Raw genomic sequence first — 12,031 nt, 5'->3', positions numbered from 1 at the left:
TATGTCGATCGACCTGAAGCAACTGAAATACTTCCTGGCGGTGGCCGAAGAAAAAAGCTTCAGCCGCGCCGCCGAGCGCCTGCACATATCGCAGCCGCCGCTGTCGCAGCAGATCATGAAGCTGGAGAGCGAGCTCGGGGTGCGCCTGTTCGCGCGCACGACGCGCAGCTTCGAACTGACCGTCGCCGGCAAGGCGCTGATGCAGGAAGCAGCGGACCTGCTGGGCCGCATGCGCATGACCATCGACACGATCCGCCAGATCGACCGCGGCGAGGTGGGCCGCCTGCGCGTGGGCATCGTCGGCTCGGCGATGTGGGGCCCGATCCCCGGCCTGCTGGAACAGTTCCAGAGCCAGTTCCCGCGCGTGACGTGGACCATCCACGAACTGGGCCCGAACGACCAGTGGGACGCGCTGCGCGCCCGCCAGATCGACGTCGGGTTCTGGCGCGAGCCCAGGATCGACGAGGACATGCTGAGGAACGCCGGCCTGCGCCAGGAACTGTGCTTCCGCGAGGAGGTGTGCGTGGCCATGAACGCCCAGCACCCGCTGGCGCAGCAGGACGCCATCGAGTTGATGGACATCGCGCACGAACCGATGCTGACCCTGCACCTGGACCAGTCGGCCGAGCCGCGCTACCTGATCCAGTGCTGCGTCAACGCGGGCTTCCAGCCGACGATCTTCCAGGAGGCCGCCGAGCCGCAGACCCTGCTGGCGATGGTCGGCGCGGGACTGGGCGTGGCGCTGATGCCGTCGACGACGAGCCGCATCGGCTGGCCGGGCGTGCGCTTCCTGCCGGTGCGCACGAATCCGCCGTCGGCCAACCTGTACATCACGTATCCGACGCAGGACGATGCGCCGGTCGTGCGGGCGTTCCTCAAGATCCTGAATCCCGCAGGCGAGTAAGGCGCTAGCGCAGGGAACTGTAGTTCAGCGGCGCCCACGCATAGCCGCTGCCGCTGCGCTCGATGTAGCCCAGGCCGGGGAATGGCGCGTGGGCCGCGGCCACGATGACCCCGCGCGCGGCCGCATCCGCGAACACGGCGGCGCGCTGGCGCCGCGCCGCGTTCGGGTCTTCGTCGAACTGGATCGTCACCTGCGGTTCAGCCATCTGCACGTCCTTGGCATGCAGCGTGTCGCCCACGAAGCGGATCGTCTGGCCGCCGGCCGTCAGTTCGTACATGGTATGGCCCGGCGTATGCCCCGGTGCCGGCACCGCCCGGATGCCGGGCACCACCTCGCCGGGGCCGTCGAAGGTCCGGACCCGGCCCGCTTGCCGGTAAGGCGCGAACGCCGCCAACGCCTCGTCGATGACGTGGACGCTTTCCGGACGCACCCTGGCGCGGTTGGCCGGATCGAGCCAGGCGTCGGCATCGCGCTTCGCCACGACCACTTCCGCATTGGGCAGCACGGCCTTGCCGTCGACCGTCAGGCCGTTCGAGTGATCGCCGTGGATGTGCGTGAGCAGCACGGTGTCGACGTCTTCCGGCCGGTAGCCGGCGGCGCGGATGTTGTCCGCCAGGTGGCCGCCGTGCGCCCCGAAGCTGGTGCCGGCTCCGGTGTCGATGAGCACCAGCCGCTTGCCGGTGTTGACGAGGAATGCGTTGATCGACGTCTCGACCTGCGTGCCGAGATGGTGGCTGGCCAGGACGTCTTTCACGTGGGCCGCGCCGGTGCCCGTCAACAGCTTGTCGAGCGGGATGGTCACGGTGCCGTCCGACAGCGCGGTGATCTCGACGTCGCCGAGCAGGACACGATAAAAACCCGGCGCCTGGGTGCGCACCTGGGGCGCGGCCGCGTGCGCCGCCGGCAGCCAGGCAGGCGTCGCCAGCAGCGCCGAGGCGGTCAGGAACAGGGGTGGCAGGATATGCGAAAGCTTGGTCATGGTGGACTCCTCTGGCGTTGAACAATGCATCCATGATCCAATAGCGCACCACATCAATCAAATCGATTATCAAGATTATGGGAATCAGTGAAAATGATTTCAGAGGCGTCGACCTGAATTTGATGGTGACGTTTCTCGTGCTGATGCGCGAACGCAGCGTGTCCGCCGCCGCCCAAAAGCTGTTCCTCGGCCAGCCGGCCGTCAGCGGTGCGCTGGCGCGCCTGCGCCAGCTGTTCGGCGACGAGTTGCTCGTGCGCGGCACGCGCGGCATGGAACCGACGCCGCGTGCGCTCGAACTGGAAGCCGCCATCACGCCGGCCGTGACGATGCTGCAAAAGGCGATCGCCGTACCGCCGGCCTTCGACCCGGGCAGCGCCGAGCGGCTGTTCGTCGTCGGCATGCCGGACTGGGTCGAGCACTGGCTGGTGCCCGCCCTGCTCGCACGCGTGCGCCGGCTGGCGCCGCGCGTGCGCATCGTGCTCAAGGAAAGCAATCCGTTCGCCATCAGCGACATGCTGGACAAGGACGAGATCGAACTCGGCGTGGCGTCCATGCGTCCCGGCCCGCGCTGGCAACACCAGCGGACGCTGCGCGAGATGGGATTCCGCTGCGTCTACGACCCGCGCCAGTTGCCGTTCAAGGGCGACGTGACGCTGGCGCAATACGTCGCGGTGCCGCACCTGCTGGTGAGCTACAGGGGCGCCGTCGAGGGCCCGACCGACGCGGTGCTGGCCGGGCTCGGGCTGCGCCGCGAGGTGCGCTATACGACACCGCGCTTCTCGTCGGTGCCCGGCGTGCTCGGTGCGAGCGCCATCGTGGCGACGGTCCCGGAGGTGCTGGCCGACCGCTGGGCCGCGGCGGGCCTGCTGGCGTCGAGCGCGGTGCCCGTCACGCTGGACCGCTTCACCGTCTCGATGGGGTGGCATGCACGGCGCGACGACGACGCGGCATTGCACTGGTTGATGGACGTGATCGAGGACGTGGCGCGCGCCGTCCCGTGACCCGCGGTGTCAATGCGTCGCGCCGCCCGCCTCTTGCGTATCGGCCTCCGTGACCACCGCCACCTCGACCGCGATGCGCAGCGCATCGACGATGTCGCGCAGCGCCATCGACGGCGGCCGCTCCGGCCGGTCCGCGGCCTGCTCCGGCAGGAACGGCACGTGGATGAAGCCCGCCTTCAGCGGCTGCCCCACCGCGGCGTGCATCAGCCCATAGAACACGTGGTTGCACACGAAGGTGCCGGCCGCCTGCGACACGCCGGCCGGAAAGCCGCGCAGGCGCAGCGCTTTCACGATGGCCTTGACGGGCAGCGTGCTGAAATACGCGGCCGGCCCGTCCGCCACGATGGCCGTGTCGACCGGCTGGCTGCCTGCGTTGTCGCGGATGGACGCGTCGTCGACGTTGATGGCCACGCGCTCCAGCGAAATCTCGGAGCGGCCGCCGGCCTGGCCGACGGCGATCACGATGTCGGGCCTGACGCCGGCCACGGCGTCGCGCAGGACGTCGCGCGCGCTGCCGAACACGCACGGCAGCTGGCGCGCGACGACGGAAAAGCCCGGACCGGACCAGCCGTCCAGCGCCCGCACGGCTTCCCACGACGGGTTGATGGTGGCGCCGTTGAACGGTTCGAACCCGGTCAGCAGGACGGTCTTGGCGGGAGCTTGGGAGGTGGGTGCGGTCATGGTCGCCTCATCGATACATCAGGAAGTACAGCAAAACGATATTCGCGCCCAGCAGCGGCAGCGCGGTCGGCAGCTGGGCCTTGATCACGGCATTCTTGTCGGGCAGGTCGAGCAGCGCCGCCGGCACGATATTGAAATTCGCCGCCATCGGCGTCATCAGCGTGCCGCAATAGGCACTGAACATGCCGATCGCCGCCATCACGGCCGGATTCGCACGGTAGACCCCGACCAGGACGGGAATCCCGATGCCGCCCGCGATGACGGGGAACGCGGCGAAGCCGTTGCCCATCACGACGGTAAATAATGCCATGCCCACGCAGAACGCGGCGCAGGCCAGCAGGCGCGAATCGAGCGGCATATAACGCGTCACGACGTGGGCCACGGCCTTGCCGACGCCCGCCTCGGCAAACAGCAGCCCGAGCACGGCCAGCATGTGCGGCAGCACGACGGCCCAGCTCATCGCGTCGATCAGCCGGCGCGCCTCGCGCACGCCCTGCAGCGGCGTCGCGCGCGTGAGCGCGCACGCGAGCGCCAGCGCGACGACACCGCCGCAGCCCATGCTCACGAGCGTCAGGTTGTTCGGGTCCAGCAGGACAGCGAGGCCGACGTGGACATCCTTGAGCACGACGGAACCGAACATCGTCACGACCGGAATCGCCAGCGCCGGCACGAGCAGCCGGTTGCCCAGCCGCGCCGCGCTGGATGCCCTGGCCGCTTCCGGCGGGACGCCTGCCCTGCCGGGACGCACGAGGCCGCAGCCGGCGATGAGGGCCATCGCGATCATCAGCACGCCCGCCGCGGCCGGCGGCAGGCGCTCGCCCAGCAGGTAGACGAGCGCATACAGGCCCCAGAACAGCGCCGTCGTGACGCGGCGCGGATTGCTCCTGTCGCGCAAGGTCATGACGGCCGTCGCCGCGAACAGCAGGCCGACCAGCACATAGAACAAGTCGAGCGAGACGATCACGGGGCAACCTCGGGCGCCGTCTCGCGGCGGATGCGCGCGTCGAGCCGGCGCAGGTTCCAGGCGTGGATGACGAAGGCGGTCACCGCGGTCGGGATGCCCCACAAGGCCATCCGGATGGGATCGACGTCGAGGCCCTCGGCCTTGAGGATGGTCTGCATCAGCACGATGGCGCCGAACGCGACGAACACGTCCTCGCCGAAGAACAGGCCGACATTGTCCGTGGCCGCGCTCATCGCCCGGATGTGCTGGCGCAGCGGTTCCGGCAACTGCCCGTGGCGCGCTTCTGCCGCCGCCTCGGCCATCGGCGCGACGAGGGGCCGCACCATGTTCGGATGGCCGCCCAGGCTCGTCAGGCCGAACGCGGCGGCGATTTCGCGCGCCAGCAGGTACACCGTCAGCAGGCGCCCCGTCGTGGCCGCACGGATGCGCGCGATGCTGGCCTGCGCATGCTCCTTGAGGCCGAACCGTTCGAGCAGGCCGATCGCGGCCAGCGGCAGCAGCAGGATCAGCGGCAGGTTGCGGGTCTTGATGAAGGCGGTGCCGAGCGATTCCAGCAGGTGCATCACGGGCAGGTGCGCGGCCCAGCCGGTCACCCCGCAGGCCACGATCACGACGAGCACCGGATTGGCGCGCAACAGGAATCCGGCTGCGACGGCGGCGATGCCGAGCAGCGGCCACAGGTTGACGGCGGATTGCATGAGTCTCCAGCGGTTGTGGGTGCGTGCGGAATCTTACCTCACGGGTAAGAACGATTAACACAATCCCTTGCTTGCACGGCTGTCGACAGGCTACGTGAGCAATGCGTTCGCGAAGATCCCGCAACTTGGTTCCATTAGCTTCGGCCTGGCGTCGGGCCACGTGGCTTGTGATGCCGTTGCCACATTATTTCCGCTCAAACCAGGATTCCCGACCGCAGTTTGAGTACTCGACGAATGTCGGGTAGTTCTTGCGCTTCTCGATAATTTCCCGCATAAGCAGGTTGCCAGCTTCTTTTTCACGCTGAGTCAAATCTGGAATCAGCTGTTCGTCCGTGTAATCCCGGCAAGAAGCATCGAGTTCCTTACATAACGTCAGCCAGCCGTACGCCGCCACTCGGTCATGATGATGCGATTCCGGGCTGGCGTAAGCAAATATGAGATCGAGTTGGGCGCGTATATAGCCGCGTTGCGCGGCCTCCAACAACAGTGGGAAATGTCGCTCGTTATCCTTCCCATCTACGGTGACTGTAGTCCAATACCAATAGAGCGACGGTGGATAATGCTGATCTGCCCCTTTTCGAAAATAGGGTTCTGCGCTCTTGTTGAACTGAGAATCGTATCTGTCGCCGAAATGCATCAGGCCTAACACATGCGCCGCCCGGATGTCTCCCGCATTCGATTGCCGTTCGAGTTCGGCGGCCGGGGTGGTCACGCACGTTTTCTCGGCTTTAAAAATTTTCTCCGGCCCTTCCTGTGCTGAGCTCAGCCCGCACAGCGACATCAGCAGGCACGGCACGGCGATCCAAAGCATTTTCATAAAACGCTTTTAGTTCCTCTGGTGACGGCACGGCCCCGTGTGCCCAGCCGGTGCTGTCAAGGCGACCATATTATTTTGGCCGACGTTGCAGACCACGTTACGAATTGCTGAGCCGAATCCCGTTAATGTTCAATAATCAATTCGTGTTTCAACGTTTCTTGGACGGCTTGGCTAGTCTGGTGGTCAGGCTGTTCAGCTCGCGGCTATGGAACAGGTCAATGCACTTCATGGTATCGAACCGTCCTTCGACCGAACCGTTGTAGTGGCGCGCCGCATATTTCTCAACCAGCTCACGCAAGGCGGCATAAGCCTCGGGCGCTTGATGGCCGAACTCCATGTACGCGCTGGCCGTGGCGTTGGCGTCCGCGCGCAGCGCCGGGTCAGCCGCCACGGTCGCCAGACACGCGCTCAAGGCCCAGTTTTTTAACAAGTCCTGTTGCGAGTAGCTGGCCGTCATCGGGGCGCCGTCCCCGGCCGGATCCGTTTTCTGCACGGTGGCGTGCGCGGCGGACTGCTCCGCTGCCTGCACTCCAAATGCGCAGGCGAGCAACGCGCCAGCCGCGGCGGCCGCGAAGACCGGCTTCATTTGAGCACCCACAGTGACGCGGTGTCGGGAATGAAGCCCTGGTTTTCCGGATCGTTCATCAAATGACAGGTATCCGAACAAACCGCGCCATCCCACAGCGTGACGTGGCCACGCGCATTCGCCCAGCCGCTGCCCTTGATGACGATGATGCCTTGAAGGCCAGCGAAATCGGATGTTTTCGGAGACTTCACGATCTTGTCGGCCTTGCCGAAGGTCTCTTCCAGGTAGCTCATCATGTCATTGACGCGGTAAAGATATTGCAGATTGTCCGCGCCGCTGACCATGGCGTAGCGCGAGCTCTTGCGAATCGGGAAGCCGGTGTAGTTCAGCACATAGCTCATGCGGATCGGACAGGCGTTCTGGAATCCGCCGACCGGCATGTCGGTATTCTTCTGGACCGCGCCGCCGATCTTGCGGCCGACGTCGGCCACGGGCAGACGCACGGCCATGAAGGCGGCCCAAGCGCTTTTGAACAAAGGTCTGGCCATGGGGTGCCCTGGCTCAGATGATCTTATTGGTCGCCAAGTCCCAGCCGCCAGAGGTGCCTCCGCCTGCGCCGCCTGCGACTTTCTGCTGGGTGTAGCGCCATTTCACCTTGGAGAACTTCAGGCTGACGTTTTCCGACAGGATGTCGCCAGCGTGTACGCCCGGCGAGATCATGCCGATCAGGACATTTTCCAGCTCGATTTCGAAATATTTGACGCGATCGCCATTCCCATCGGCACGCATGAATTCGAATTTAGCGCGAGGAATGGTTTTACCGACTGCGCAAGTCTGCAGCAGGATCGGCGTCGAGATATCGGCCAGTTTGGTGAACATGATGTCCTGCAAATCGGCGCGCTCGGCGGTATGGCCGCCGCCGGTCGAAGCGGTTGCGCTCTTCGGCTGGGTGATGCCCCAGTGAACCGAGCTGCACTCGATCCAGTCGCGGTGCTTGTCGTCCGCCGATTCGCCTTTGATGCCGTCGATTTGCAGGTATACGTCAATTGCCATTATTTCTCCATAATATGATTCGATGCGGCGGCTGTACCGCCGACTCGCGCGGCTCCCGCAGGCAGCGCGCTTACCTCATGTAATTGCAACTTTTATCCAAATTTTTCGCCAACACTGTTAACTTACAGACACCTTTTCGGGGCCAGCATAGCTGGTTACGAAAGCGAAAAAGTCTCGAACTGTCACAACGGACACCTCCGGATCCATCTTTTCATAGGTGGCGCGCCCCCACGGCATGGCCCCGGTCCCGTCCATGAGGCGAGTGAAGAAGGCATGCGTCTGGTCGTCGGCGATGCTTTCGTGATGGCGACACAGCCGTTGTGTTTGACCGGTCGCGCAGGCGGAAGGATGAGTATTTCGTGTTTCTACACAGCTTGTCCGGCCGACTCAGTCGACCACGACATCGATCCCGGCCAGCGCCGCCTGGTCCGCGACCGCGCGGATGCCGGCGATGCGGCCGTCGCGCACCTCGAAGTTCAGCACCAGCAGCAACGCCCCGGCCGGCAGCACCGCGGCACCCAGCTCGCCGTCGATCAGCGCCACGGCGGCGGCCTGCGCCCGGCCCTTGAATGCGCCGGCCACGGCGGCCGCGCCGCGGATCTCCGCCAGTGACCCCAGCGTCATGGCCGCCGCGTCGGCGCGGAACACGACGTCCGGGTCGAGCACCTGCAGCAATGCCGTCATGTCGCCGCCGCGTGCCGCGACGAGGAAGGTCTCGATGATCCGCTGGCGGTCGACGGTCGCCCGGTCGGCTTTCGCGCCGCGCACGCGCCGGCGCGCACGGCTGGCCAGTTGACGGGCTGCGTCGGGCGACTTGTCCAGGATCGGCGCGATGTCCTCGAACGGCAGGTCGAACAGGTCGTGCAGCACGAACGCCAGTCGTTCGGATGGCGACAGGCGGTCGAGGACCACGAGCATCGCCACCCCGACGGAATCGGCCAGCATGATGTCGTGTTCCGGGTCGGCGTCGGACGCCAGGTCGAAGTCGGGATCGATCGGATCTTCGGCACGGGCGGTCCGGGCGCGCAGCATGTCCAGGCAGATGCGCGCGACGACCGTGGTCAGCCAGCCGGGCAGGTTGGCGACGTCGCCGGTGTCGCTGCGGGCGAGCCGCAGCCAGGCTTCCTGCACGGCGTCGTCGGCCTCGTGGGCATTGCCGAGCATGCGCAGGGCGACGCCGCGCAGGTGCTTGCGGCTCGTTTCGAAACGTTCGGACAACGCGTCCTGGGGCATCTGTCACATCTCCTCGATTGGATTCGTCAACGGTATGACGCGCCTGTGGACCGCGCTCCGACGATCCCGCGCTTTTCAAAGGAGAATAACATGCAAGCCCGTATGACCAATATCGCCGCCCTCGCCCCCGATACCTTCAAGGCCCTGCAAGCGCTGGGCAATGCCGTCAAGGACAGCGGCCTGCCGGCCAGGACGCGCGACCTGGTCCACCTGCGCGCCAGCCAGATCAACGGCTGCGGCGTCTGCTGCGACATGCACCCGCGCATGATGAAGCGCGCCGGCGAGACCGACGAGCGCCTGTTCGCCGTGGCCGCATGGCGCGACACGCCTTACTTCAGCGACGCCGAGCGCGCGGCGCTGGCCCTGGCCGAATGCGTGACGCGCATGGCCGACCGCGCCGATCCCGTGCCCGACGCGGTCTGGGACGAAGCGGCCCGCCACTACGACGAACGTGCGCTCGCGGACCTCGTCGTGCAGATCTCGGTGATCAACGTGTGGAACCGGCTGAACGGCAGCACGCGCCAGGTCGCCGGCCAGTGGGCCTGAGCGCCGGCGCGGTCACCGGCGGAACGGCGCGTTTGTCCGAGCCTGGCACCGCGCCCGTTGGTATACTCCGCTGGCGTTCTTTCACCAAATCATTCAACAAGGATCTTTATGCGCTTCCTGCGTTTTGCCATTGTCGCCGCCAGCCTGGTCGTTACGACTGCGTTTGCGTCGCCGAGCGACCCCAAGCAAGGTGCCGAGTACACGGTGCTGCCAGTGCCGCAGCCGAGCCAGACGGCCGGCAAAAAGGTCGAAGTCATCGAGTTCTTCATGTACCACTGCCCGTACTGCCACGCGCTGGAACCCGTCCTGGAACAATGGGTCAAGAAGGAGGGCGACAACATCGTCTTCAAACGCATCCATTTACCGTACCAGGGCCCTAACGATCCCGAAGCGCACCTGTTCCTGACGCTGCAGGCGATGGGGAAGAGCGAAGCGTACCAGGCCAAGATACTGGACGCCGTGGGCGATATCGTAAGACGCAAGCGATCGGAGACGTTGACCGAGCAGGAGCTCCTTGGCGTGGCCTACGGCCTGCCGGGCATCGACAAGGGCAGGTTCATGGACACCTGGAACTCGTTCGGCGTAAGGACGATGCTCAACCGCCTGCCCGGCATCGTCAGCAACAACTATAAAATCGATTCCACGCCGACCGTCGTGGTCGACGGCAAGTACGTGATCTCGCCAGGACAGGTGGCTGAGGCAACGCACACGCGGGATCAGCAGCAGTTGTTCCAGGAAACCCTCCAGGTCGTGGGGGCGCTGGTGGCAAAGGTACAGCAGTCGAAATGACGGATCCGTCCCCCACGCGCGATTCGCGTTGGGGATGTTGCCATCATCGACCGCTTGCTTCGGATCGCGACCGGCCGGGCCGAAGCGGTTCCGCCGAGCGCTTCTTTCGCTCGGCTGTTCACGGATCGGTTGGCGCTATGTGATCTACGCCGTTCGCGTGCGGCGCATGCGGCCACGCCGTCGCGTCGACGCGACGAGAATCCGACCTGCACATGAGCGGCCGGCGCGTTTTGCGCACACGCATGGCACGCCGGACGGTGCGCGGTAAGCTCGATCCCGTTTCCATCCGGGGTTTCGCCATGACAGCCATCGAACGCACAGTACGCCTGTTCCTGCTGACCGCCTGCCTGGTGCTGGGCCTGGGCGCCTGCGGCGGCGACGTCGGCATCGGGATCAGCTGGTATCACGAGGACGACCACCCGTGGCCCGACCACCCCGACTGGCCCAGCTGGCCCGACCGGCCACAGGGCGCGACGGGCCTGTTCCCGGTCGCGGGCGACATCTGCGGCCAGTGCGCGGGCTCGCAGGACGGCACCGGCGGCGCCGCGCGCTTCAACGCGCCGCAGGGCATCGCGGCGGACGCGGCCGGCAACCTGTACGTGGCCGAAAGTCCCAGCGCCACCGTGCGCAAGATCTCGCCCGAGGGCGCCGTGACGACGCTGGCGGGCACGCGCGGCGCCGTCGGCTATGCGGACGGGGCCGGCGCGGCGGCCCGCTTCAACGACCCGAGCCGGCTCGTCGCGGCTGCCGACGGCAACCTGTACGTGACGGACAGCGGCAACGCCGTCATCCGCCGCGTGGCGCCGGACGGCACGACGACGACGATCGCCGGCAACGGCACGTGCGGCAGCGCGGATGGCCGGGGCGCCACGGCGCGCTTCTGCAAGCCGCGGGGCATCGCGCTCGACCGCCAGGGCAACCTGTGGGTGGCCGATACCGGCAACCACATGCTGCGCCGCATCGATGCCGCGGGCAACGTGACGACGGTGGCCGGCACGCCGGGCGTATGCGGCAGCCGCGACGGCAGCGGCGGGCAGGCGCAGTTCTGCGACCCGGAGGACGTGGGCGTCGACAACTGGGGCAATGTCTACGTCGTCGACACGGGCAATTCGACGATCCGCATGGTGAACGACAAGGGCATCGTGTCCACGCTGGCGGGCCAGGCGGGACGGTGCGACGCCGTCGACGGCAGCCCGGGCGTCTCGCGACTGTGCGCGCCGAGCGGCATCACGGTCGACGGCAACGATTTATATATCGCCGACACCGGCAACTCGACCATCCGCCGCATCGACCTGGACAACGTGACGAGCACCGTGGCCGGTGTGGCCGGCCACGCCGGCATCGTCCTCGGCGCCCTGCCCGGCGGCCTGGACCGGCCGATCGGCGTGACCCTGGCACCCGACCGCTCGATCGCGCTCACGACGCACAACCTCGTCGTGAAACTGTTGCCGGCGAAGTGATCAAGTTGGGCGGACGGGATTGCTCGCATCCTTGCCGACGACCGTGACCCACGGCCGCACATGCCATTGCTGCACGAGGCCGTGCACGACGTAAGGATCGGCACGGGCAAAGCGCTCGGCGGCGTCCGACGATTCGCCGCTGAACAGCAGCACGGCCCGGTCGGCCGGATCGGCCAGCGCGCCGGCGATGACGATCTCGCCGCGCTCCTGGGCGGCCCAGCCCAGCTTCAGGTGCTCATCGCGGTATTCGCCGCGGCGCTCCAGGTAGTCGGGCGCCAGGTCATAGATCAGCAGGAAGTGCACGGCATGTCTCCATCAAAATGACGATACTGGACATCATAATCGGTCCTGCGCGACCTCGTCATCCGCCAGCAATGAAA

15 protein-coding genes are annotated in these 12,031 nt (G+C 66.3%); 5 read left to right on the top strand and 10 right to left on the bottom strand.

Translation table 11 applies throughout. The annotated features are described in order from the left end of the window. Window position 1 precedes the first annotated feature (1 nt). Complete coding sequence (locus U9J41_RS13505; protein ID WP_322402714.1) at window positions 2-904, top strand: LysR family transcriptional regulator; 903 nt, start codon at window positions 2-4, stop codon at window positions 902-904. A gap of 4 nt (window positions 905-908) precedes the next feature. Here the strand turns inward: U9J41_RS13505 and U9J41_RS13500 are convergent, their stop codons facing one another. Next, window positions 909-1,883: an MBL fold metallo-hydrolase gene (locus tag U9J41_RS13500; RefSeq protein WP_322402713.1), complete on the bottom strand. Its 975-nt coding sequence runs from the start codon at window positions 1,881-1,883 to the stop codon at window positions 909-911. A gap of 122 nt (window positions 1,884-2,005) precedes the next feature. On the opposite strand from U9J41_RS13500, the gene U9J41_RS13495 reads away from it, so the two are divergent. Continuing rightward, window positions 2,006-2,884, top strand: coding sequence for a LysR family transcriptional regulator (locus U9J41_RS13495; protein ID WP_322402712.1), 879 nt, complete (start codon window positions 2,006-2,008; stop codon window positions 2,882-2,884). A gap of 9 nt (window positions 2,885-2,893) precedes the next feature. Here the strand turns inward: U9J41_RS13495 and pcp are convergent, their stop codons facing one another. From pcp to U9J41_RS13455, 8 genes are all read right to left on the bottom strand, one after another. Then, window positions 2,894-3,565 (bottom strand): pyroglutamyl-peptidase I, encoded by a 672-nt coding sequence (pcp, locus tag U9J41_RS13490; RefSeq protein ID WP_322402711.1) that lies wholly within the window; start codon window positions 3,563-3,565, stop codon window positions 2,894-2,896. Window positions 3,566-3,572: 7 nt separating this feature from the next. Further along, window positions 3,573-4,529 carry a DUF979 domain-containing protein gene (locus tag U9J41_RS13485; protein WP_322402710.1) on the bottom strand — a complete coding sequence of 319 codons (957 nt, stop codon included), beginning with the start codon at window positions 4,527-4,529 and terminating at the stop codon, window positions 3,573-3,575. Next, a complete protein-coding gene (locus U9J41_RS13480) occupies window positions 4,526-5,227 on the bottom strand; it encodes a DUF969 domain-containing protein (protein WP_322402709.1) in 702 nt (233 codons plus the stop codon). Before U9J41_RS13480 ends, U9J41_RS13485 begins: the two co-directional genes overlap by 4 nt. 184 nt (window positions 5,228-5,411) lie before the next feature. After that, complete coding sequence (locus tag U9J41_RS13475) at window positions 5,412-6,044, bottom strand: SEL1-like repeat protein (protein WP_322402708.1); 633 nt, start codon at window positions 6,042-6,044, stop codon at window positions 5,412-5,414. A gap of 148 nt (window positions 6,045-6,192) precedes the next feature. Next, window positions 6,193-6,630, bottom strand: coding sequence for a T6SS amidase immunity protein Tai4 family protein (locus U9J41_RS13470; RefSeq protein ID WP_322402707.1), 438 nt, complete (start codon window positions 6,628-6,630; stop codon window positions 6,193-6,195). Continuing rightward, complete coding sequence (locus U9J41_RS13465; protein ID WP_322402706.1) at window positions 6,627-7,118, bottom strand: type VI secretion system amidase effector protein Tae4; 492 nt, start codon at window positions 7,116-7,118, stop codon at window positions 6,627-6,629. The genes U9J41_RS13470 and U9J41_RS13465 overlap by 4 nt, the downstream gene beginning before the upstream one ends. A gap of 13 nt (window positions 7,119-7,131) precedes the next feature. After that, entirely contained in the window at window positions 7,132-7,623 is a 492-nt protein-coding gene (locus U9J41_RS13460) for an Hcp family type VI secretion system effector (RefSeq protein WP_322402705.1), read from the bottom strand. A 387-nt stretch (window positions 7,624-8,010) separates the two neighbouring features. Further along, window positions 8,011-8,856: a sigma-70 family RNA polymerase sigma factor gene (locus tag U9J41_RS13455; protein ID WP_322402704.1), complete on the bottom strand. Its 846-nt coding sequence runs from the start codon at window positions 8,854-8,856 to the stop codon at window positions 8,011-8,013. 90 nt (window positions 8,857-8,946) lie between these two features. On the opposite strand from U9J41_RS13455, the gene U9J41_RS13450 reads away from it, so the two are divergent. The 3 genes from U9J41_RS13450 (at window position 8,947) to U9J41_RS13440 (ending at window position 11,651) form a co-directional block, all read left to right on the top strand. Then, the gene (locus U9J41_RS13450; protein ID WP_322402703.1) at window positions 8,947-9,402 is read left to right on the top strand and encodes a carboxymuconolactone decarboxylase family protein; all 456 of its coding nucleotides are present in this window, start codon (window positions 8,947-8,949) and stop codon (window positions 9,400-9,402) included. A gap of 108 nt (window positions 9,403-9,510) precedes the next feature. Then, a complete protein-coding gene (locus tag U9J41_RS13445) occupies window positions 9,511-10,191 on the top strand; it encodes a thiol:disulfide interchange protein DsbA/DsbL (protein WP_322402702.1) in 681 nt (226 codons plus the stop codon). A gap of 299 nt (window positions 10,192-10,490) precedes the next feature. After that, on the top strand, window positions 10,491-11,651 hold the full coding sequence (locus U9J41_RS13440; RefSeq protein ID WP_322402701.1) for an SMP-30/gluconolactonase/LRE family protein: 1,161 nt from the start codon (window positions 10,491-10,493) through the stop codon (window positions 11,649-11,651). On the opposite strand, the gene U9J41_RS13435 is transcribed toward U9J41_RS13440, so the two are convergent. Beyond that, complete coding sequence (locus U9J41_RS13435; RefSeq protein WP_322402700.1) at window positions 11,652-11,954, bottom strand: YciI-like protein; 303 nt, start codon at window positions 11,952-11,954, stop codon at window positions 11,652-11,654. Between the last annotated feature and the right edge of the window lie 77 nt (window positions 11,955-12,031).

Origin of the sequence: Massilia luteola (assembly GCF_034420155.1) — a bacterium.
Taxonomy (GTDB): domain Bacteria; phylum Pseudomonadota; class Gammaproteobacteria; order Burkholderiales; family Burkholderiaceae_D; genus Telluria; species Telluria luteola.
Note: the sequence above shows the minus strand (reverse complement) of the source record. Positions and strands in the feature narration are given on the sequence as shown.